This window comes from Pseudochrobactrum sp. sp1633 (assembly GCF_030376605.1).
GTDB lineage: Bacteria > Pseudomonadota > Alphaproteobacteria > Rhizobiales > Rhizobiaceae > Pseudochrobactrum.
Window position 1 is genome coordinate 144,649 of record NZ_JARRAE010000001.1, and the last position, 19,184, is coordinate 163,832.

The 19,184-nt window shown below is 51.2% G+C and carries 25 protein-coding genes and 1 pseudogene; 25 read left to right on the top strand and 1 reads right to left on the bottom strand.

What is annotated here, in order from left to right:
- The first annotated feature begins 1 nt into the window (after nucleotide 1).
- The 23 genes from rplV to P8H26_RS00790 all read left to right on the top strand — a co-directional run bounded on the left by rplV (nucleotide 2) and on the right by P8H26_RS00790 (nucleotide 14,802).
- Nucleotides 2-391, top strand: coding sequence for a 50S ribosomal protein L22 (gene rplV, locus P8H26_RS00680; protein WP_022710943.1), 390 nt, complete (start codon nucleotides 2-4; stop codon nucleotides 389-391).
- Nucleotides 391-1,101, top strand: a complete 711-nt coding sequence (gene rpsC, locus P8H26_RS00685; protein ID WP_289630939.1) for a 30S ribosomal protein S3 — start codon at nucleotides 391-393, stop codon at nucleotides 1,099-1,101. The genes rplV and rpsC overlap by 1 nt, the downstream gene beginning before the upstream one ends.
- Nucleotides 1,102-1,140: 39 nt before the next feature.
- Entirely contained in the window at nucleotides 1,141-1,554 is a 414-nt protein-coding gene (gene rplP / locus P8H26_RS00690) for a 50S ribosomal protein L16 (protein WP_022710945.1), read from the top strand.
- An 11-nt stretch (nucleotides 1,555-1,565) separates the two neighbouring features.
- Entirely contained in the window at nucleotides 1,566-1,766 is a 201-nt protein-coding gene (gene rpmC / locus P8H26_RS00695) for a 50S ribosomal protein L29 (RefSeq protein ID WP_122005278.1), read from the top strand.
- 11 nt (nucleotides 1,767-1,777) lie between these two features.
- Nucleotides 1,778-2,008, top strand: coding sequence for a 30S ribosomal protein S17 (gene rpsQ, locus P8H26_RS00700; RefSeq protein ID WP_289630940.1), 231 nt, complete (start codon nucleotides 1,778-1,780; stop codon nucleotides 2,006-2,008).
- 79 nt (nucleotides 2,009-2,087) lie between these two features.
- Nucleotides 2,088-2,456, top strand: coding sequence for a 50S ribosomal protein L14 (gene rplN / locus P8H26_RS00705; protein WP_113944906.1), 369 nt, complete (start codon nucleotides 2,088-2,090; stop codon nucleotides 2,454-2,456).
- 13 nt (nucleotides 2,457-2,469) lie between these two features.
- The gene (rplX, locus tag P8H26_RS00710) at nucleotides 2,470-2,781 is read left to right on the top strand and encodes a 50S ribosomal protein L24 (RefSeq protein ID WP_289630941.1); all 312 of its coding nucleotides are present in this window, start codon (nucleotides 2,470-2,472) and stop codon (nucleotides 2,779-2,781) included.
- A complete protein-coding gene (gene rplE / locus P8H26_RS00715) occupies nucleotides 2,774-3,331 on the top strand; it encodes a 50S ribosomal protein L5 (protein ID WP_289630942.1) in 558 nt (185 codons plus the stop codon). Before rplX ends, rplE begins: the two co-directional genes overlap by 8 nt.
- A 26-nt stretch (nucleotides 3,332-3,357) precedes the next feature.
- Nucleotides 3,358-3,663, top strand: coding sequence for a 30S ribosomal protein S14 (gene rpsN, locus P8H26_RS00720; RefSeq protein ID WP_289387216.1), 306 nt, complete (start codon nucleotides 3,358-3,360; stop codon nucleotides 3,661-3,663).
- 12 nt (nucleotides 3,664-3,675) lie between these two features.
- Complete coding sequence (gene rpsH / locus P8H26_RS00725; RefSeq protein ID WP_289387217.1) at nucleotides 3,676-4,074, top strand: 30S ribosomal protein S8; 399 nt, start codon at nucleotides 3,676-3,678, stop codon at nucleotides 4,072-4,074.
- 40 nt (nucleotides 4,075-4,114) lie between these two features.
- Nucleotides 4,115-4,648 carry a 50S ribosomal protein L6 gene (gene rplF / locus P8H26_RS00730; RefSeq protein WP_289630943.1) on the top strand — a complete coding sequence of 178 codons (534 nt, stop codon included), beginning with the start codon at nucleotides 4,115-4,117 and terminating at the stop codon, nucleotides 4,646-4,648.
- A gap of 12 nt (nucleotides 4,649-4,660) precedes the next feature.
- Nucleotides 4,661-5,023 carry a 50S ribosomal protein L18 gene (rplR, locus tag P8H26_RS00735; protein WP_289630944.1) on the top strand — a complete coding sequence of 121 codons (363 nt, stop codon included), beginning with the start codon at nucleotides 4,661-4,663 and terminating at the stop codon, nucleotides 5,021-5,023.
- A 277-nt stretch (nucleotides 5,024-5,300) separates the two neighbouring features.
- Nucleotides 5,301-5,861, top strand: a complete 561-nt coding sequence (rpsE, locus tag P8H26_RS00740) for a 30S ribosomal protein S5 (protein WP_289630945.1) — start codon at nucleotides 5,301-5,303, stop codon at nucleotides 5,859-5,861.
- A gap of 47 nt (nucleotides 5,862-5,908) precedes the next feature.
- On the top strand, nucleotides 5,909-6,106 hold the full coding sequence (gene rpmD / locus P8H26_RS00745; protein WP_022710956.1) for a 50S ribosomal protein L30: 198 nt from the start codon (nucleotides 5,909-5,911) through the stop codon (nucleotides 6,104-6,106).
- Nucleotides 6,107-6,127: 21 nt separating this feature from the next.
- Nucleotides 6,128-6,601, top strand: coding sequence for a 50S ribosomal protein L15 (gene rplO / locus P8H26_RS00750; RefSeq protein WP_289630946.1), 474 nt, complete (start codon nucleotides 6,128-6,130; stop codon nucleotides 6,599-6,601).
- A gap of 152 nt (nucleotides 6,602-6,753) precedes the next feature.
- On the top strand, nucleotides 6,754-8,094 hold the full coding sequence (gene secY / locus P8H26_RS00755) for a preprotein translocase subunit SecY (protein ID WP_289630947.1): 1,341 nt from the start codon (nucleotides 6,754-6,756) through the stop codon (nucleotides 8,092-8,094).
- Nucleotides 8,091-8,675, top strand: coding sequence for an adenylate kinase (locus P8H26_RS00760; protein ID WP_289630948.1), 585 nt, complete (start codon nucleotides 8,091-8,093; stop codon nucleotides 8,673-8,675). Before secY ends, P8H26_RS00760 begins: the two co-directional genes overlap by 4 nt.
- Nucleotides 8,676-9,101: 426 nt before the next feature.
- Nucleotides 9,102-9,470, top strand: coding sequence for a 30S ribosomal protein S13 (gene rpsM, locus P8H26_RS00765; RefSeq protein WP_022710961.1), 369 nt, complete (start codon nucleotides 9,102-9,104; stop codon nucleotides 9,468-9,470).
- 240 nt (nucleotides 9,471-9,710) lie between these two features.
- Entirely contained in the window at nucleotides 9,711-10,100 is a 390-nt protein-coding gene (gene rpsK / locus P8H26_RS00770) for a 30S ribosomal protein S11 (RefSeq protein ID WP_289387224.1), read from the top strand.
- A gap of 106 nt (nucleotides 10,101-10,206) precedes the next feature.
- Nucleotides 10,207-11,220, top strand: coding sequence for a DNA-directed RNA polymerase subunit alpha (locus P8H26_RS00775; protein ID WP_289387225.1), 1,014 nt, complete (start codon nucleotides 10,207-10,209; stop codon nucleotides 11,218-11,220).
- Between the two features lie 42 nt (nucleotides 11,221-11,262).
- Nucleotides 11,263-11,688 (top strand): 50S ribosomal protein L17, encoded by a 426-nt coding sequence (gene rplQ, locus P8H26_RS00780; protein WP_289630949.1) that lies wholly within the window; start codon nucleotides 11,263-11,265, stop codon nucleotides 11,686-11,688.
- A gap of 225 nt (nucleotides 11,689-11,913) precedes the next feature.
- Nucleotides 11,914-13,386 carry a DegQ family serine endoprotease gene (locus tag P8H26_RS00785; RefSeq protein WP_289630950.1) on the top strand — a complete coding sequence of 491 codons (1,473 nt, stop codon included), beginning with the start codon at nucleotides 11,914-11,916 and terminating at the stop codon, nucleotides 13,384-13,386.
- 102 nt (nucleotides 13,387-13,488) lie between these two features.
- A complete protein-coding gene (locus tag P8H26_RS00790; protein ID WP_289630951.1) occupies nucleotides 13,489-14,802 on the top strand; it encodes a replication-associated recombination protein A in 1,314 nt (437 codons plus the stop codon).
- A 64-nt stretch (nucleotides 14,803-14,866) separates the two neighbouring features.
- Here the strand turns inward: P8H26_RS00790 and P8H26_RS00795 are convergent, their stop codons facing one another.
- Entirely contained in the window at nucleotides 14,867-16,663 is a 1,797-nt protein-coding gene (locus P8H26_RS00795) for a glucan ABC transporter ATP-binding protein/ permease (protein WP_289630952.1), read from the bottom strand.
- 510 nt (nucleotides 16,664-17,173) lie between these two features.
- Between P8H26_RS00795 and P8H26_RS00800 the strand changes: the two genes are divergently transcribed.
- On the top strand, nucleotides 17,174-18,160 hold the full coding sequence (locus P8H26_RS00800; RefSeq protein ID WP_289630953.1) for an RluA family pseudouridine synthase: 987 nt from the start codon (nucleotides 17,174-17,176) through the stop codon (nucleotides 18,158-18,160).
- A gap of 150 nt (nucleotides 18,161-18,310) precedes the next feature.
- Nucleotides 18,311-19,171, top strand: a pseudogene (locus P8H26_RS00805) (DMT family transporter); the annotation flags it as partial.
- Between the last annotated feature and the right edge of the window lie 13 nt (nucleotides 19,172-19,184).

Here is a 19,184-nt window from a genome sequence, read left to right on the forward strand (position 1 = left end):
TATGGGCAAGGCCAAGGCTCCGCGCCAGCTTAAGGATAACGAGGCGAAAGCCGTCGCCCGCACGATTCGCGTTAGCCCGCAGAAACTTAACCTTGTCGCGGCATTGATCCGCGGCAAGAAAGTTAACGCGGCACTTGCTGATCTGTCATTTTCGCGCAAGCGCATTGCAGAAACAGTTAAGAAGACGCTTGAATCGGCAATCGCCAACGCAGAAAACAATCACGACCTCGATGTTGATGCTTTGATCGTCGCGGAAGCTTCTGTTGGCAAGTCGATCGTCATGAAGCGCTTTCATGTGCGTGGCCGTGGTAAGGCGAGCCGGATTGAACGTCCGTTCTCTCACCTGACCATCGTTGTCCGCGAAGTCGCCGAAAAAGGGGAGGCCGCATAATGGGCCAGAAGATTAATCCGATCGGTCTTCGTCTGGGCATTAACCGTACCTGGGATTCGCGTTGGTACGCGAATACCGGGGAATACGGTAAACTGCTTCATGAAGATCTGAAGATCCGCAAATACCTGACTGAAGAACTCAAGCAGGCTGCGATCTCCAAAATCGTGATTGAACGTCCGCACAAGAAGTGCCGTGTGACCATTCACTCGGCTCGTCCGGGCATCATTATCGGTAAAAAGGGTGCAGATATCGAAAAGCTTCGCAAGAAGCTGTCCGATATGACCAATTCTGACGCAGTTCTCAACATTGTTGAAGTTCGTAAGCCAGAAGTTGATGCTACTCTGATTGCTCAGTCGATCACTCAGCAGCTGGAACGCCGTGTGGCATTCCGTCGCGCTATGAAGCGTGCTGTTCAGTCCGCAATGCGTCTCGGCGCAGAAGGCATCCGTATTAATTGTTCGGGTCGTCTTGGCGGTGCAGAAATTGCACGTATGGAATGGTACCGTGAAGGTCGCGTTCCGCTTCACACTCTGCGTGCTGATATTGACTACGGCACAGCCGAAGCACAGACCGCTTACGGTATCTGCGGCGTGAAGGTTTGGGTATTCAAGGGCGAAATCCTTGAGCATGACCCAATGGCTTCTGAACGTCGTGCGATTGAGAGCGACGCTCAGGGTCCGCAGTCAAACCGCCGCCGCGAAAACGCTTAATTTTAAGCGTTTTCGGTTAGAATATTGGAGTAGAGAACAATGTTGCAGCCTAAGCGCACAAAGTTCCGTAAGCAGTTCAAGGGCCGTATTCACGGTGAATCCAAGGGCGGTACGGATCTGAACTTCGGTGCTTTCGGTCTGAAGGCAGTCGAGCCTGAACGCGTTACCGCACGTCAGATCGAAGCCGCTCGCCGCGCCATTACCCGTCACATGAAACGTGCCGGTCGTGTATGGATCCGGATCTTCCCGGATCTGCCAGTAACTTCTAAGCCTACCGAAGTCCGTATGGGTAAAGGTAAGGGTTCAGTGGACTACTGGGCATGCCGCGTAGCACCAGGTCGTGTTATGTTTGAGCTTGACGGCGTACCTGAAGATGTGGCACGTGAAGCGCTCAGACTCGGAGCAGCCAAGCTGCCGATCAAGACGCGTTTCATTCAACGCATCGCTGAATAAGAGAGACAGCTATGAAAGCCGCAGACATCCGGGCCAAAAGCCTCGACCAGCTGACTGATCAGTTGGGTGGATTGAAGAAAGAGCAGTTTAACCTGCGCTTTCAGAAAGCCACCGGTCAGTTAGAAAAAACCGCACGTGTGAAGCAGGTTCGCCGCGACATCGCACGTATTAAGACTATTGCCCGCCAGAAGGCGGCCGAAAGTAAGGCATAAGGAATTTAATAATGCCTAAACGCATTCTGCAGGGCGTTGTCGTTAGCGACAAGAACGACAAAACTGTCGTTGTTAAAGTGGAGCGTCGTTTCGCGCATCCACTGCTTCAGAAGATTATTCGTCAGTCTAAGAAGTACAAAGCTCACGACGCGAACAACCAGTTCAAGGTTGGGGATCAGGTTTCTATTCAGGAATCTGCTCCGATTTCGAAAGACAAACGTTGGGTAGTTCTCGCGAACTAATTAACGGGCTAACATTAAACACGCAGCTTAGGTAGGGCATGAGCCCTTAACCAGCTGAGAGATAAGAAGGCGGCCAGTCATGATTCAGATGCAAACAAACCTCGACGTGGCGGATAACTCCGGCGCACGTCGTGTCATGTGCATCAAGGTGCTGGGCGGCTCGAAACGGAAATACGCTTCCGTTGGTGACATCATTGTGGTGTCCATCAAGGAAGCGATTCCTCGTGGCCGCGTTAAAAAGGGTGACGTAATGAAGGCGGTTGTGGTTCGCACAGCCAAGGACATTCGTCGCGCAGATGGTAGCGTTATCCGTTTTGATAACAATGCCGCTGTTTTGATTGATAACAAAAAAGAGCCTATCGGCACACGTATCTTCGGACCGGTTCCGCGTGAACTTCGCGCTAAGAGCCACATGAAGATCATCTCGCTGGCTCCAGAAGTTCTGTAAGGGAAGTTCGACGATGCAAAAGATTCGCAAAGGCGACCGCGTTGTTGTGCTTGCCGGTAAGGACAAGGGCCGTACCGGTGAAGTGATCAAGGTCTCGCCGAAAGAAGATCAGGCTTTCGTAAGCGGTATCAATATTGTTAAGCGTCATCAGCGCCAGACACAGACACAGGAAGCCGGCATTATTTCGAAAGAAGCCGCAATCCACTTGTCGAACCTGGCGATTGCTGATCCTAAAGACGGTAAACCAACACGCGTTGGTTTCGTCGAAAAGGACGGCAAGAAGGTACGCGTAGCAAAACGTTCCGGAGAGTCGATCGATGGCTGAAGCAAAGAGTGAACCACGCTTCAAGACGCTTTATAAGGATACAATCCGTAAAGCTCTTCTTGAAGAGTTCAAATACAGCAACGAAATGCAGATTCCACGCGTTTCCAAAGTTGTAATCAATATGGGTGTTGGCGAAGCAACTGCAGATTCTAAGAAGCCTGCACGCGCTGCTGAAGACCTGGCGCAGATCGCCGGTCAGAAAGCTGTTGTCACCCGTGCACGTAATTCGATCGCTACCTTCAAACTCCGTGAAGATATGCCGATCGGTACGAAAGTCACCCTGCGTGGTGAGCGTATGTACGAATTTTTGGATCGTCTGATCACGATTGCGCTTCCGCGCGTTCGCGACTTTCGCGGTCTGAATCCTAAAAGCTTTGACGGTCGTGGCAACTTCGCCATGGGTATCAAGGAACACATCGTGTTTCCAGAAATCAACTACGATAAAGTTGATCAGATCTGGGGCATGGACATCATCGTTTGCACGACTGCACCGACGGATGATGAAGCCCGCGCTCTTCTGCGCGCCTTCAACTTCCCGTTCCGCCAGTAACGACAAGCGTAGCGAGGTAATCAAAAATGGCCAAGACTAGCGCAGTCGAAAACAACAAGCGCCGCGAAAAGTTGGTTAAGCGTCATGCTGTTAAGCGTGCACGTTTGAAGGCAATTGTTATGGATCAGTCCCTGCCTCTGGATGAGCGTTTTCGCGCTACCATTCAGCTGGCTGAGATGCCACGTAACTCCTCTAAGGTTCGTATTCGCAACCGTTGCGAAGTATCCGGACGTCCACGCGGTTTCTACCGCAAGCTTCGTATGTCACGTATTGCGTTGCGCCAGCTGGGTTCGCTCGGTCAGGTGCCAGGCATCGTAAAGTCGAGCTGGTAAGGGAGTTATTACATGACTATGTCAGATCCTATCGGCGATATGCTGACCCGCATCCGCAACGCGCTTGGTCGTAAAAAGACCAAGCTTTCCACACCTGCTTCCAAGCTGCGCGCTCGCGTGCTGGATGTATTGCAGGCTGAAGGTTACATCCGCGGATACACACAGACTGACTTCGATAACGGTAAATCCGAAATCGAAATCGAACTGAAATATTACGAGGGTGCACCTGTCATCCGTGAATTGACCCGTGTTTCAAAGCCGGGCCGTCGCGTTTACGTTTCGGTAAAGTCGATTCCTCAAGTCGCTAACGGCCTGGGTATCTCCATCCTTTCCACCCCTAAGGGTGTGATGGCAGATCATCAGGCTCGTGAGCAAAACGTTGGTGGTGAGCTGCTCTGCCGCATCTTCTGATGTGGCTGAGTGGTGAACATAGAAACGGACAGGGTTAACAATGTCTCGTATCGGTAAAAAACCCGTGCCGGTTCCGGCAGGCGTGACCGCCAGCGTTGATGGTCAGACTGTTATTGCCAAAGGCACTAAAGGCGAACTTCAGTTCGTTGTAAGTCAAGAAGTAAGCGTAAAGATGGAAGAGGGCGCTATTAGCGTTACTCCTCTGTCGGAGTCGAAAGACGCTCGCGCTAAATGGGGCATGGCCCGTACCATGATCAGCAACATCTTCACCGGTGTTAAAGATGGCTTCGAAAAGAAGCTTGAAATTACCGGCGTTGGTTATCGTGCGGCTATGCAGGGTAAGAATCTTCAGCTTTCGCTGGGTTTCAGCCATGAAGTCATCTACGATGTTCCAGCTGGCATCACTGTTGCAACACCAAAGCCAACGGAAATCGTTATCTCTGGTATTGATAAGCAGGTTGTTGGTCAGGTTGCTGCCGAGATCCGTGAATACCGTTCGCCAGAGCCTTATAAAGGTAAGGGCGTTCGTTATGCCGGTGAAGTTATCGTCCGCAAGGCCGGTAAGAAGAAATAAGGAACACGTGTTATGGCAACGCCGAAACAAACTATTCAGCGCCGTGCTGCACGCGTTCGTCGTCAGCTCAAAGCTGTTTCGAATGGCCGCCTGCGCTTGAGCGTACATCGTACATCAAAGAATATCTATGCACAGATTATCGATGATGTACGTGGTCACACTGTTGCTGCTGCTTCCACTCTTGAAGGCGAGCTGAAAGGCTCCCTGAAGACTGGCGCAGACACTGCAGCTGCTGCTGCAGTTGGCAAGCTGGTTGCAGAACGAGCCGCAGCTGCTGGCGTAGCAGAAGTTGTCTTCGACCGTGGTTCATATATTTTCCACGGCCGTGTGAAAGCTCTTGCAGACGCAGCACGCGAAGCTGGTCTCAGCTTCTAATAAAATAAAAAATGTCGTCAGGTGCTTGCATTTGACGACATTTTTTCTGTATTACAGCCTCGTGAGGCTTAAGTGACTCACACTAGACGCTGTAAGCTAAACTACACATCATAGTCGCAAGAGACGTTTGTCGTTGATTGCATTGATGGTAAGACGCTCTGGCATCGGTGTCTGATTTATCAGAGACTGAGCTATGGGTGTCTATTTGTGCATTTTCAGACTTAATGTCTTGTTAATGTTTCAATTGTGCTTCCGGAAAAGAAAAAGGAATTAGGAAATGGCACAGAAAGAACGTAATCGCGATGACCGCGGTCGCGAAGAGCGCGATAGCGAATTCGTTGATAAGCTGGTTCACATCAACCGCGTTGCTAAAGTTGTTAAGGGCGGTCGTCGCTTCGGCTTTGCTGCTCTGGTTGTTGTTGGTGACCAGAAGGGCCGCGTTGGCTTTGGACATGGTAAAGCCCGCGAAGTGCCTGAAGCAATTCGTAAGGCCACTGAAGCTGCTAAGCGCGACATGATTTTTGTTCCGCTGCGCTCAGGCCGCACTTTGCATCACGATGTTCAGGGCCGTCATGGTGCTGGTAAGGTTCTCTTGCGTTCGGCTCCTGCCGGTAAGGGTATCATTGCTGGTGGTCCAATGCGTGCGGTTTTCGAAACCCTCGGCGTTCATGACGTTGTAGCCAAGTCCCTTGGCTCATCAAATCCATATAACATGGTGCGTGCAACCTTTGATGCTCTGAAGCATCAGATGCACCCGAAAGATATCGCTGCACAGCGCGGTATCAAGTATTCGACTCTGCAGGCACGTCGTCAGGACGTTGTCGGTGGTGAAGAGTAACCATTGGGGAGGGCCGCAAGGCTCGCCAGGACTTAAGGAACAAAGTTATGTCTTCGACTAAAGGCAAAACGGTTACCGTTGAACAGATTGGTAGCCCAATTCGTCGTCCGAAAGAACAGCGCGCTACGCTCGTTGGTCTCGGTCTTAATAAAATGCGCCGCCGCAGCACACTGGAAGATACACCTTCCGTTCGTGGTATGATTGCCAAGGTTGCGCACCTCGTCCGCGTTGTGGACGAAGCTTAATCATAGCGCAGGAGAATTATCATGAAACTTAATGATCTGCGTGAAAACCCAGGTGCAACTAAAGCCCGTAAACGCGTTGGTCGCGGTATCGGTTCCGGCTCCGGCAAGACCGGTGGTCGCGGTGTGAAGGGGCAGAAGTCCCGTTCCGGCGTGGCTATCAACGGTTTTGAAGGCGGCCAGATGCCAATCTACCGTCGCTTGCCAAAGCGCGGTTTTAACAACATCTTCGCTAAGAAGTTCAATGTTGTGTCGGTTGGTCGCATTCAGGAAGCTGTTGATGCCGGTAAGCTGGATGCAAAAGCATCTGTTACCGCTGAAACACTGATCGCTGCCGGTATTATCCGTCGCGCTCTGGATGGTTTCCGCGTTGTTTCCGACGGCGAAATCACAGCTAAGCTGGTGATTGAAGCTGCGGGTGCTTCTAAGGTTGCGATCGAGAAGATCGAAAAAGCTGGCGGTTCGGTAAAATTACCTGAAGCCGCTTCTGCCGAATAAGACCTCAGAAATATCTTTAAGACGGCGGCCTTAGTGCCGCCGTTTTCAACTTTATGCCTATTGATTTCATGTGCCCACTTGCGCCTTGTTGTCTATGGGCATATCTGGGGAGGGGCGTCAGATTCTGACGTGCGACAGACCGGAGTAATCTCATGGCATCGGCTGCTGAACAGCTTGCATCCAATTTGAATTTTTCAGCCTTCTCGAAGGCGACTGAGCTCAAGAAGCGTATTTGGTTTACGCTCGGGGCTCTGCTTGTGTATCGTTTCGGTACATATATTCCTTTGCCGGGCATTAATCCTGACGCGCTGGCCCAGTCGTTCCAGCAGCACAGTCAGGGCGTGCTGGGACTATTCAACATGTTCGCCGGCGGTGCTGTAGCCCGTATGGCGATTTTTGCGTTGGGTATCATGCCGTATATTTCGGCATCGATTATCGTACAGCTTATGACCTCTGTGGTGCCTTCACTTGAAGCGCTGAAGAAAGAGGGCGAAGCCGGGCGTAAAGTTATCAACCAGTATACACGCTACGGTACAGTGCTTCTGGCGCTTGTGCAGGCCTATGCAATTTCTGTCGGTCTTGAATCCGGTAGTGGCATTGTGACTGATCCGGGCCTGTTCTTCCGCGTTACCTCGGTGATTACACTTGTCGGCGGTACAATGTTCTTGATGTGGCTTGGTGAGCAGATTACTGCGCGCGGTATCGGTAACGGTATTTCGCTGATCATCTTTGCCGGTATCGTTGCGAACCTTCCGCAGGCTATCTCCGGTACTCTGGAACTCGGCCGTACAGGTGCATTGTCAACAGCGCTGATCCTTGCTGTGATCCTGCTGGCGATTGCTCTGATTGCGATTATCGTATTCGTTGAGCGCGCTCAGCGTCGCCTTCTGATTCAGTATCCGAAGCGTCAGGTGGGTAACCGTATGGCGCAGGGCGAAACTTCGCATCTGCCGCTGAAGCTTAACACTGCCGGTGTTATTCCTCCGATCTTTGCATCCTCACTGCTTTTGCTGCCTGCAACTGTTGCCGGTTTCGCAAATACAGAAAGCATGCCTGCATGGGGAAGCACTTTGCTGGCGGCTCTGGGACATGGTCAGCCGATCTATATGTTCCTGTATGCGGCGTTGATGGCATTCTTCTGCTTCTTCTATACCGCGATCGTCTTTAACCCTAAAGACACTGCAGATCAGCTGAAGAAGCATTCAGGCTTTATTCCGGGCATTCGTCCGGGCGAACGTACCGCTGAATATATTGATTATGTACTGACCCGTATCACAGTGGTTGGCGCTATTTATATCGTGATCGTTTGTCTTGTACCTGAGTTCCTGATTTCAGCTGCCGGTGTGCCTTTCTATCTCGGTGGTACGTCTCTGCTTATTGTTGTCAACGTAACACTGGATACAGTTGCGCAAATTCAGGGTCATCTCATTGCTCATCAATATGAAGGGCTGATCAAAAAATCCAAACTTCGTGGGGGAAGACGGGCGAGATGAGACTCATACTTTTAGGGCCTCCGGGCGCAGGCAAGGGAACACAGGCAAAAATTCTCACCGAGAAATATGCCATTCCTCAGCTTTCAACCGGTGATATGCTCCGTGCGGCGGTTGCCGCACAGACTGAAATTGGCAAGCGTGCCAAAGCAGTTATGGATGCAGGTCAACTGGTCTCGGACGAAATTGTTAATGCGATTGTTTCTGATCGCATTGACCAGCCGGATTGTGCAGGCGGTTTCATTCTTGACGGATATCCGCGTACTGTACCTCAGGCGCAGGCTCTGACAGGTATGCTGAAAGAAAAGCATGCTGAACTGGATGCTGTTATTGAGCTGAAGGTTGATGAAACGGCTCTGGTAAAGCGCATGGAAAACCGTGTTGCTGAAACCATTGCTGCCGGCGGTACCGTCCGTTCAGATGATAATCCTGAGGCTTTTGTTAAGCGTCTGGTTGAATATCGCGAAAAAACCGCACCGTTGTCTGACTATTATGCAGGCACCGGTGAATTGAAGCTGGTTGACGGCATGGCTCCTATGGCTGACGTAACCGCTGAAATTGAAAAAATCCTGCTTCCTGCCTGATCCACGGGAAGTGCTGTTTGGTTGAGCTATCTTAACGGAACAGTAAGCATTTGTAGCTTGGCGGTGTTTGAGGTTGACTTTTCCTCACGATTCCGTCAAAGACAGCGACAATTCGCTTAATTCAGATGAGCGGAACCGGTCATGCCGGTTTCGTTCATTTTTATGCTGTCTGTATCCGGTGGTTCGGTGCAGGCATAGAGAACAGATCCGGTGCAGTTAAATGGACTGGTGGATCTCTTGGATTTCGGACGTGTTATCAGCCAATGGCCTTGCAGGGTAACCTGCAGACAGATGCAGATAGCGTTCGGTAGAGCTCATTACAGTTGTAAAGCGGTTTGTGCCGTCGCTGTAATATTTTAAACTACCGTATGATTTATAAACGGCCGATGCGGCTCGTTATCATGCGGTTCATACAGGAGAAAGCGCATGGCACGTATTGCTGGCGTAAACATTCCAACGAATAAACGTGCAATCATTGCACTTCAGTATATTCACGGTATTGGCCCTAAATTTGCTGCTGAAATCATGGAAAAGGTCGGCATTGCGCTTGATCGCCGTGTAAACCAGCTGACAGATGCTGAAGTTCTGCAGATCCGTGAAACCATTGACCGTGATTACCGCGTTGAAGGTGATCTGCGCCGCGAAGTTTCGATGAACATCAAGCGTCTGATGGATCTGGGCTGCTACCGCGGTCTGCGTCATCGTCGCTCCCTGCCGGTTCGCGGTCAGCGTACCCATACCAATGCTCGTACCCGTAAGGGTCCTGCAAAGGCAATCGCCGGTAAGAAGAAGTAATCTGCGGATGCCGGAGCTGTTTGCTAAAACGGCTCCGGTATTTGCTTTTCTCTTTACCGTCTTTCGTAGGCAGGTCAGAGAAAAGCGCGGATTATGCTCCGTTTTCGGAGCGTCTTAAAAGTTTGGCTCTGAAAAGGGTCAATAAACAGATCCAGACATGGGCAGATCTTAAAAGCCTGTCTTATGTCGGTGTAGCCGCTGGTACTACGGCGGTGTAGAGATCAATTGGAAGGACTAGTTATGGCTAAAGAAGCCGGTCGCGTTCGTCGTCGCGAACGTAAAAATATTTCCTCGGGTGTGGCTCACGTCAACTCGACATTCAACAACACCATGATCACCATCACTGACGCTCAGGGCAATGCAATTGCCTGGTCTTCAGCAGGTGCACAGGGCTTCAAGGGTTCGCGTAAATCGACTCCTTTTGCTGCTCAGATTGCTGCTGAAGATTGCGCCAAGAAGGCTCAGGAACACGGCATGCGTTCGCTGGAAGTTGAAGTTTGCGGTCCGGGTTCCGGTCGTGAATCAGCGCTTCGCGCTCTGCAGGCTGCAGGTTTCACCATCACTTCTATCCGTGATGTGACACCAATCCCGCACAATGGTTGCCGTCCACGCAAGAAGCGTCGCGTCTAATCAGTCCACCGCCGCAAGGGCCGGAACATTTTGTTCAGGTCTTTCGTGGTTTCCACTCTCTGTTGCCACGATTGGATAGTGGCAAAGCTAGATTAAAGGAAAGCACATGATTCAGAAAAACTGGCAGGAACTGATCAAGCCTAATAAGGTTGATTTCGTTTCCCAGGGCTCGAAGAACAAGATCACTGTTGTGGCTGAACCGCTTGAACGCGGTTATGGTCTGACATTGGGTAACGCGCTGCGTCGCGTTCTTCTTTCTTCGTTGCGCGGTGCTGCGGTGACTGCTGTTCAGATTGACGGCGTTCTGCATGAATTCTCGTCGATCAACGGCGTGCGTGAAGACGTAACCGATATCGTACTGAATGTTAAAGAAATCGCTATCCGCATGGAAGGCGATGGACCTAAGCGCATGGTCGTCCGCAAGGAAGGACCAGGCGTCGTAACGGCTGGCGATATCCAGACGGTTGGTGATGTTGAAGTCCTTAATCCGGACCACGTCATCTGCACCCTCGATGAGGGCGCTGAAATCCGCATGGAATTCACTGTCAATACGGGCAAGGGCTATGTGCCTGCTGACCGTAACCGCGCTGAAGATGCTCCGATCGGACTTATTCCGGTTGATAGCCTCTATTCACCGGTACGTAAAGTTTCCTACAAAATCGAAAACACCCGTGAGGGACAGGTTCTCGATTATGACAAGCTGATCCTCAATGTTGAGACCAACGGCTCTGTCACTGGTGAAGATGCAGTTGCTTATGCAGCCCGTATTCTTCAGGACCAGCTTGCGATCTTCGTCAACTTTGACGAGCCGCAGAAGGAAGCTCCGCAGGAACAGGTTGCAGAACTCGCATTCAATCCGGCTCTGCTTAAGAAAGTGGATGAACTGGAACTGTCTGTTCGTTCGGCAAACTGCCTGAAGAACGATAATATCGTTTACATCGGCGATCTGATCCAAAAGACAGAAGCCGAAATGCTGCGGACTCCGAATTTCGGCCGCAAGTCGCTGAACGAAATCAAAGAAGTTCTGGCGTCGATGGGACTCCATCTTGGTATGGAAATCCCGACCTGGCCGCCGGAAAATATCGAAGATCTCGCTAAGCGCTACGAAGATCAATATTGAGACCGGTTGCGACCGGAAGATAGATTTTAAAGGAGAAGGCTCATGCGCCACGGAAAGACACTCCGTAAGCTGAACCGGACTGCAAGCCACCGTAAGGCAATGTTCGCCAATATGGCCGCATCGCTGATCGAACACGAACAGATCGTTACCACTTTGCCTAAGGCAAAGGAAATCCGTCCGATTGTTGAGAAGCTTATCACTCTCGGCAAACGCGGTGATCTGCATGCCCGTCGTCAGGCCATTTCGGCTATCCGCGACGTGCAGCTGGTACAGAAACTGTTTGACGTTCTGGCAACCCGTTATGCTGATCGTCACGGCGGCTACATCCGTATTATGAAGGCAGGCTATCGCTTCGGTGATAATGCTCCTATGGCTGTTGTTGAGTTCGTAGAACGTGACATCACTGCTAAAGGCGCTGCGGATCTCGCACGCGTTGAAGCAGAAGCTGCTGAAGCAGAAGCTGCATAATCTGTTTTAAACAGGTTGTATAAATTAAGGGGCCTCACGGCCCCTTTTTTATTTTCAGGCAAAACTCTGCATTTAAATCGCTTTTAAATCTCGTTGAAAACTCTCTAAGAGATTGTTCTATTACAATAATTTAATTTTAAGTTTGTGAGTTCGCCTCTTTTCCTGCTTATTTTGCGGCCTATATTCAGCTCAGATAGTCGGTTTCGGGAAAAGTGGGATAAAGATATGGCTTCACATCAGCAAAATGACCCAAGCAACGCGTCAGGTCGTCTCGGAAAAATTTACAAGGCTGGTCTGGCGGTTTTGCTCACCGGTGTTATCGCAGCGGGTGCAGTTTCAGTTTTTGCACCTGCAGTCAGCACGCCTGCGGTAGCTGAAAAACAGGTGCCGCAGTCTCATAGCGATATTCAGCTTTCCTATGCCCCGCTGGTGAAATCAACGTCCGGTGCGGTGGTGAATGTTTATGCCGGCCGCAAGGTGCAGCAGCGCTCGCCATTCGCCGGTGATCCGTTTTTTGAGCAGTTTTTCGGTGGCCAGATGCGTCCGAACAAGCCGCGCTTCGAGCAGTCGCTGGGTTCCGGTGTGATTGTTGATAGTTCCGGCCTGATCGTGACCAATAATCATGTTATTGACGGAGCGGATGATATTAAAGTCGCTTTGGCTGATGGTCGTGAGTTCTCCTCAAAACTGCTGCTCAATGATGTGACGACCGATCTGGCTATTCTGAAGATTGATGTCAAAGAGCAGCTGCCGACGGTTAAACTGGCGGATTCCGACAAGGTAGAAGTAGGCGATCTGGTGCTGGCCATCGGTAATCCTTTCGGTGTCGGACAGACTGTGACCAGCGGTATTGTTTCTGCTCAGTCGCGTACACAGGTGGGTGTATCGGATTTTGATTTCTTCATTCAGACGGATGCGGCGATTAATCCGGGCAATTCCGGCGGCGCGTTGATTGATATGAACGGCAATCTGATTGGTATCAATACGGCGATTTATTCGCGCAGTGGCGGTTCTGTCGGTATCGGCTTTGCTATTCCGTCGAATATGGTTTCAGCAGTGGTGAAATCGGCTGAAAGCGGCAGCGATAAATTTGAACGCCCGTTTGTTGGTGCAACTTTTCAAGCTATTACACCGGATATTGCTGCCGGTCTTGGCTTGAAACAGCCTTCTGGTGCGCTGATTACAGATCTGGCTGAAAAAGGCCCTGCGGCAGAAGCCGGTATTAAAGTTGGTGATGTGATTACCGCGATTGACGGCGTGAAGGTCGATAATCCGGATGCGCTGGCCTATCGCGTATCGACAGCGGGTATTGGCAAAACCGTACAGCTGACTGTTCTGAATGACGGCAAATCCCGTGATGTTGCGCTCAAACTGGCGCAGCCGCCAAAAGAAGTGCCGGCGCGTGAAGTGACTGGCCGTAATCCGCTGGCAGGCGCTCAGGTGCAGAATATTACACCGGAACTGGCACGCAAATCCGGTCTTGCCCCGACAACGCGTGGTGTGGTGATCAGTGGTGTGAAAAACAGCACACCTGCACAGGCGATGAATTTGAAGGCTGGTGACATTGTGCGCGGTGTGAATGGTACAGCGATTGCCAATGTGGATGATCTGCTGGCTGTTCTTTCTGCCGGACGCAGTGCATTATGGCGTTTGGATATTGAACGGGATGGTGTAATTTACCGTCAGTTTGTTCGCTGATTTTTATCACAGTCGGGTGAGGGAGAATCTTATTTTTCTGAAACCGCTTGTGCATGATTGAAACGGGGAGGCCGGTTTGCGAAAGCAATCCGGCCTGTTGCTATGAGTGATTTATTTTCATCTGCGTCTGATCCTTTAGCTGATCGTAATCGTCCGCTCGCCGATCGCTTACGTCCGCGTGACCTTAGCGAAGTAACAGGGCAGGAGCATCTTACCGGCGAGCAGGGCATTCTCTCACGTATGATTGCTGCGGGTAGTCTTGGCTCGATGATTTTTTGGGGCCCGCCCGGTACTGGCAAGACGACAATTGCACGTTTGCTGGCTGGGCATACGGAGCTTGCCTTTGAGCAGATATCGGCGATTTTCTCCGGTGTTGCCGATCTTAAAAAAGTTTTTGAAACTGCGCGGGCGCGGCGTATGTCTGGTCGCCAGACCTTGCTTTTTGTCGACGAGATTCATCGATTCAACCGTGCGCAGCAGGATAGCTTTCTGCCTGTGATGGAGGACGGAACAGTTGTGCTGATCGGTGCGACGACCGAAAACCCGTCATTTGAACTTAATGCCGCTCTTCTGTCCCGTGCGCGGGTGCTGACATTTAAGCCGCATGATGAGAATAGTATCACCACTTTGCTCGCCAGAGCGGAAGAGGTGGAGCAGAAACCGCTTCCGCTTGATGCGGATGCTCGCGCTAGTCTGGTGCGCATGGCGGATGGTGATGGTCGTGCAGCTCTGACTTTGGCTGAAGAAGTCTGGCGTGCGGCAAGGCCGCAAGAGATTTTTACCGCCGAGCAATTGCAGGATATCGTGCAACGCCGTGCGCCGGTCTATGACAAAGGGCAGGACGGGCATTACAATCTGATCTCGGCTTTGCATAAATCCGTGCGCGGCTCTGATCCCGATGCGGCGCTCTATTATCTCAGCCGCATGTTTGATGCAGGTGAAGACCCGCTTTATCTGGGACGGCGGTTGGTGCGCATGGCGGTTGAAGATATTGGTCTTGCCGATCCGCAGGCTCTGGTGATTTGTAATGCCGCCAAGGATGCCTATGATTATCTAGGCTCGCCGGAAGGGGAATTGGCACTGGCGCAGGCGTGCGTCTATCTGGCGACCGCACCGAAGTCTAATGGCGTTTATTTGGCTTATAAAGCCGCCAGAAGCGCTGCCAGAGAAAATGGCTCCTTGCTTCCGCCAAAGCATATTCTCAACGCTCCGACCAAGCTGATGCGTGATGAAGGCTATAATGACGGCTACCGTTATGACCACGATGAGCCGGATGCGTTTTCAGGGCAGGATTATTTCCCTGAGAAGATGGGGCGTCAGCAATATTACAATCCGCCGGAGCGTGGATTTGAGCGGGAAATTCGTAAACGTCTCGATTATTGGGCGAAATTACGAACTGAACGTAATCAGAGATAATCTCTTATAATACAATAAAACCCAGCAGTTAGCTGGGTTTTATCATTTTTAGATTCATTGCGCTTTATGCGGAGGCCTTTGACGGGAAGCGCGTGACATTGCTGTTTTCATCAATGTCATCTGTCAGATCAGCCTGCTCGGCCATCAGGCCGCCTGCACGCAGCAGCGAGGCAAAACGACCGCCTTTGGCTGCCAGTTCATTGAAGCTGCCGCTTTCAATGATGTGGCCTTTATCCAGAAACAGCACCAGATCAGCATTGCGGACAGTCGAGAGACGGTGCGCGATGATAAAGGTTGTGCGGTCTGAACTCAGGTCATCAATAGCCTGTTTGACCATGCCTTCAGTTTCTACGTCGAGCGCAGAGGTTGCCTCATCAAGCACCAGAATTGGTGCATCTTTGAGGATAGCGCGTGCAATCGCCAGACGCTGACGCTCACCACCGGAAAGCTGCGAACCGCGTTCACCGGCAACAGTGTCATAGCCTTCGCTTTTCGCCAGAATGAATTCATGGGCAGCAGCAGCTTTTGCAGCGGCATGCACTTCTTCATTGGTCGCATCTTCCGCACCGATACGGATATTATCCTCAATCGAACGGTTGAACATACCGGCATCCTGAAACACAGTCGCCATAGCTTTGCGTAGAGAAGAGCGGCTGACGCTGCGGGTATCTGTACCGTCAATGGTGATGTGACCTGCAACGGGATCGTAAACGCGCTGCAACAGATTGATCAGCGTGGTTTTACCGGCACCTGTCGGGCCGACAATCGCCACGGTCTGACCAGCTTTGGCTGTGAATGAAATATCATAGACGCCCTGACCGGAGTTGCGGAATTCATAGGTCACTTTGTCGAAGACAACTTCACCCTGCACATTTTTCAGATCATTGGCAGATTGCGGTTCTTCATGCACAGCCACAGCATCTTCCATTGCGAAGAACTCTTCCAGTTTTGCACGCGAAGAGGCGGTCTGGTTGATGAAGTTGCTAATCTGGTCAAGACGGCCGATCATCAGCTGCGCAAAACCGATAAAGGTAATCACTTCACCCACGCGCAGCTGGCCTTTGGATACCAGATAGGCACCGATCAGCAGCACAATAACCATTGAGATGGTGGAAGCCATACGGTTAAGACCGCTGGCCAGTGCCCACCAGTTCAGCACCGGACGCTGGGTTTTTTCCAGTGTCGCAGCATATTCACGCAAAGCAGCGGATTCCGAGCTTATGCGGTTATAGCTCTGTAATACGGAGATATTGCCGATTGTATCGCTGATATGTTCAAAAACCTTGTGATGATGGCGCTCAACGGCAGCCTGACCATCTTTGGTTTTCTGAATAACCAACTGTCCGATCATCACATAAATTGCACCGAGAACCATCAGTACCAGTGTCAGGCGTGTATCCATGCTCAGCGCAGTCGGGATCAGCACAGCCAGTGCCACAATCGTGGTCAGGTGGTTGCGCATGAATTCCAGCCACAGTGTGAACAGCGTATCCGTTGCACGGATCAGTGTGTGCAACGCATTGGAAGTGCCGCGCTGCTGGTGCCATGCCAGCGGCATGGTGATGATGCCTTCATAGGATTTGGTCAGCACGCCGAGACGACGTTTGTGCGCCAGCCGGTCAGCGCCACGGGCGACCAGCACAACAGCAATAATGTTGAATACGCCAAGACCTGCCCAGAGTGCGAGGGTCGGAATAATGACGGTCTTTTGTGAAATAGCATCAATGACCCGACCAAACAGGACGGGTTCGAAAATGGTGATCACACCAAGTGCAATATTTGCCAGCACGATGAGTGCTGTCGCTGTTTTCTCAGCGGAGAGATATTGCAGGGATCTCCAGTAAACGCGCACAATAGACACTGGCCACTCCGGTATAAAAGTCTGACTGAATTATACCCGCCGGTCAGATCGCGGTTTGAAAAACAGATGTTTAGCGGCAGCGGGAACATGATCCTGATTGCCTGAAACTGCAATGAAAATTGGTGTTCATAAGTGGCAATTTAAGTGCGAAACTGACCATAAATTACAACGGCTTGTAACCTGCTGTGATCTTTGTGATTAAGGTATTGAAAGAATACTGTTTTTCATTCTGTTCAGGAAATTTAATGGATTTAAATATTTGGTGAAAAATCAGTGTTTTGTGGCATTTTCATAAAGAGATTTCGGTCGCTGCGGCCATAAGCGGAAAAAGGTCGCCTTCGAACGGCTTCAGGTGCAGAAAATATAGTCTCATACGCATTGGCGCTATCTAATGTTTCCCTTTAGCTGCGAAATGCTCTAGGAGCTTATTTCAGAGTATATAGGCTGTACGGCAGGCATTAAAATTTGCCGCCGTGATTGTGCCCCAAATTTTAGCGGAATAAATATAATATGGCTGGCGTAGAACTTAAAACCGTAGATGCAGACGAAACAGGCATGCGCCTTGATCGCTGGTTCAAAGTGCATTTTCCGGGGCTTGGCTTCGGCCATTTGCAAAAGCTGCTGCGCTCCGGTCAGATCCGTGTGGATGGTGGTCGGGCGAAAGCTGACAGCCGTTTGCAGGCGGGGCAGGCTGTGCGTATTCCGCCGCTTGGCCTTGATGAGAAAAATGACAATACACCGCTGACCGGCAAAACGATCCGTAATCAGGATGATGGTGACGTTCTCAAGAAAATGCTGATTTTTGAGAATGAGAAAGTCTATGTTTTTAACAAGCCGTCCGGTTTGGCAGTGCAGGGTGGTTCCGGTGTGGTGCGCAGTGTCGATTCGATGCTTGAAGCATGGCGCAATAAACGTGGTGAGAAACCGCGTCTTGTGCACCGTCTCGACCGTGATACATCCGGTGTTCTGGTGGTTGCGAAAACCCGTAGTGCCGCACAGGCGCTGACCAAAGCTTTCCGTGAGCGCGATACCAAGAAAACCTATTGGGCACTGGTCAAAGGCGTACCGCGTAAGCGTGAGAACAAAATCTCCACATGGCTGGTAAAAGACAGCACGCCGGATGGCGATCGTATGCGTGTTTGCCAGCATGGTGAGCCGGATTCCGATCACGCAGTGTCTTTCTACCGCGTGCTGGAAACAGCAGGACAAAACCTGTCATGGCTGGAATTAGAGCCTTATACTGGTCGTACCCACCAGTTGCGTATCCATATGCTGCATCTGGGGCATCCGATTATCGGTGATCCGAAATATTTTGATGCTGATATCAATTGGGATTTCCCGGGCGGTGTGCAGAACCGTCTGCATCTTCATGCACGGCGCATCCGCATTCCTAATCCGGGCGGCGGTGGCATCATTGATGTTTCGGCACCATTGCCACCGCATATGGTGCAGTCGTGGAACCTGCTTGGTTTCGACGCGGATGCAGAACAGGACTGATGATTGCTGCGTATTCTGAAAGTAAGGCTGATTAATACAGTCCGGAATATGTTTTAAGCGGGGGCTGAAATGAGCAGTACGACAGGGAGCGCAACGTCAGCAACAGGGCGGCTGGTGACTGGCTATGAGCGTCGCTCAACCATAGATAGTATGGGTGTGGCGTTGATGCTGTTTATCTGCATCAGCTGGGGTATGAATCAGGTTGCTATTAAAATCGGCAATCAGGGGGTTAACCCGATGTATATGGCCGCTGCGCGCTCTTTTGTCGGCGGCTTCCTTGTGTTTCTGTGGTGCCGCCTTCGCGGTATCGCTCTGTTTGAAAAAGACAAAACACTTATCCCCGGACTGGTAATAGGTGTGCTGTTCGGCCTTGAATTCGTGTTGATTTTTGCGGGGCTGGACTTCACCAGTGCTGGCCGCTCCACGCTGATGATGAATACAATGCCGTTCTGGGTAGCGATCGGCGCGCATTTTCTACTGGGTGAGCGTATGCGGCCGCTAACCGTGCTGGGCATGGTTGTTGCCTTTAGTGGTGTGGTGCTGGTTCTGTCCGATGAATTGTCGATGCCGGGTGAGAATGCGATTTACGGCGATATTCTGTGCCTGATCTCCAGTGTTTTCTGGGCGGCAACAACGCTGGTTATTAAAAAGACCACTTTGAATGATGCCGCGCCGGAAAAAACACTGCTCTATCAATTGCTGATTGCCGCTATTGTGCCACTGCCATTTGCACCCATGCTGGGCGATGCAGTGCGCGATCCGACATTGCTGACCTATGCGGCCTTTGTGTTTCAGTCGGCCTTTATTGTCGCTTTCACCTATCCTTTGTGGTTCTGGATGATCCGCCGTTATCCGGCCTCGGCACTGTCGAATTTCGCGCTGCTGATCCCTGCTTTCGGGGTGATGCTGAGCGGATTTGTGCTGGGCGAGCCGATGAGCTGGAAATTGTTTGCGGCTCTTGGTCTGATCGCAGGCGGGTTATTTATTGCAAATTATGCACAGCGCGTTGCTGTGCGCAAAGCTG

What these genes read in the sequence shown, in the direction of transcription:
- rpsN (WP_289387216.1), top strand. Translation starts at nt 3,358, where the DNA reads ATGGCCAAGACTAGCGCAGTCGAAAACAACAAGCGCCGCGAAAAGTTG.
- P8H26_RS00775 (WP_289387225.1), top strand. Translation starts at nt 10,207, where the DNA reads ATGATTCAGAAAAACTGGCAGGAACTGATCAAGCCTAATAAGGTTGAT.
- rpsC (WP_289630939.1), top strand. Translation starts at nt 391, where the DNA reads ATGGGCCAGAAGATTAATCCGATCGGTCTTCGTCTGGGCATTAACCGT.
- rplQ (WP_289630949.1), top strand. Translation starts at nt 11,263, where the DNA reads ATGCGCCACGGAAAGACACTCCGTAAGCTGAACCGGACTGCAAGCCAC.
- secY (WP_289630947.1), top strand. Translation starts at nt 6,754, where the DNA reads ATGGCATCGGCTGCTGAACAGCTTGCATCCAATTTGAATTTTTCAGCC.
- rplO (WP_289630946.1), top strand. Translation starts at nt 6,128, where the DNA reads ATGAAACTTAATGATCTGCGTGAAAACCCAGGTGCAACTAAAGCCCGT.
- rpmC (WP_122005278.1), top strand. Translation starts at nt 1,566, where the DNA reads ATGAAAGCCGCAGACATCCGGGCCAAAAGCCTCGACCAGCTGACTGAT.
- rpmD (WP_022710956.1), top strand. Translation starts at nt 5,909, where the DNA reads ATGTCTTCGACTAAAGGCAAAACGGTTACCGTTGAACAGATTGGTAGC.
- rplP (WP_022710945.1), top strand. Translation starts at nt 1,141, where the DNA reads ATGTTGCAGCCTAAGCGCACAAAGTTCCGTAAGCAGTTCAAGGGCCGT.
- rplX (WP_289630941.1), top strand. Translation starts at nt 2,470, where the DNA reads ATGCAAAAGATTCGCAAAGGCGACCGCGTTGTTGTGCTTGCCGGTAAG.
- rplN (WP_113944906.1), top strand. Translation starts at nt 2,088, where the DNA reads ATGATTCAGATGCAAACAAACCTCGACGTGGCGGATAACTCCGGCGCA.
- P8H26_RS00760 (WP_289630948.1), top strand. Translation starts at nt 8,091, where the DNA reads ATGAGACTCATACTTTTAGGGCCTCCGGGCGCAGGCAAGGGAACACAG.
- rpsH (WP_289387217.1), top strand. Translation starts at nt 3,676, where the DNA reads ATGACTATGTCAGATCCTATCGGCGATATGCTGACCCGCATCCGCAAC.
- rpsK (WP_289387224.1), top strand. Translation starts at nt 9,711, where the DNA reads ATGGCTAAAGAAGCCGGTCGCGTTCGTCGTCGCGAACGTAAAAATATT.
- rplR (WP_289630944.1), top strand. Translation starts at nt 4,661, where the DNA reads ATGGCAACGCCGAAACAAACTATTCAGCGCCGTGCTGCACGCGTTCGT.
- rplV (WP_022710943.1), top strand. Translation starts at nt 2, where the DNA reads ATGGGCAAGGCCAAGGCTCCGCGCCAGCTTAAGGATAACGAGGCGAAA.
- rpsE (WP_289630945.1), top strand. Translation starts at nt 5,301, where the DNA reads ATGGCACAGAAAGAACGTAATCGCGATGACCGCGGTCGCGAAGAGCGC.
- P8H26_RS00785 (WP_289630950.1), top strand. Translation starts at nt 11,914, where the DNA reads ATGGCTTCACATCAGCAAAATGACCCAAGCAACGCGTCAGGTCGTCTC.
- rpsQ (WP_289630940.1), top strand. Translation starts at nt 1,778, where the DNA reads ATGCCTAAACGCATTCTGCAGGGCGTTGTCGTTAGCGACAAGAACGAC.
- P8H26_RS00790 (WP_289630951.1), top strand. Translation starts at nt 13,489, where the DNA reads ATGAGTGATTTATTTTCATCTGCGTCTGATCCTTTAGCTGATCGTAAT.
- rplF (WP_289630943.1), top strand. Translation starts at nt 4,115, where the DNA reads ATGTCTCGTATCGGTAAAAAACCCGTGCCGGTTCCGGCAGGCGTGACC.
- rplE (WP_289630942.1), top strand. Translation starts at nt 2,774, where the DNA reads ATGGCTGAAGCAAAGAGTGAACCACGCTTCAAGACGCTTTATAAGGAT.
- P8H26_RS00800 (WP_289630953.1), top strand. Translation starts at nt 17,174, where the DNA reads ATGGCTGGCGTAGAACTTAAAACCGTAGATGCAGACGAAACAGGCATG.
- rpsM (WP_022710961.1), top strand. Translation starts at nt 9,102, where the DNA reads ATGGCACGTATTGCTGGCGTAAACATTCCAACGAATAAACGTGCAATC.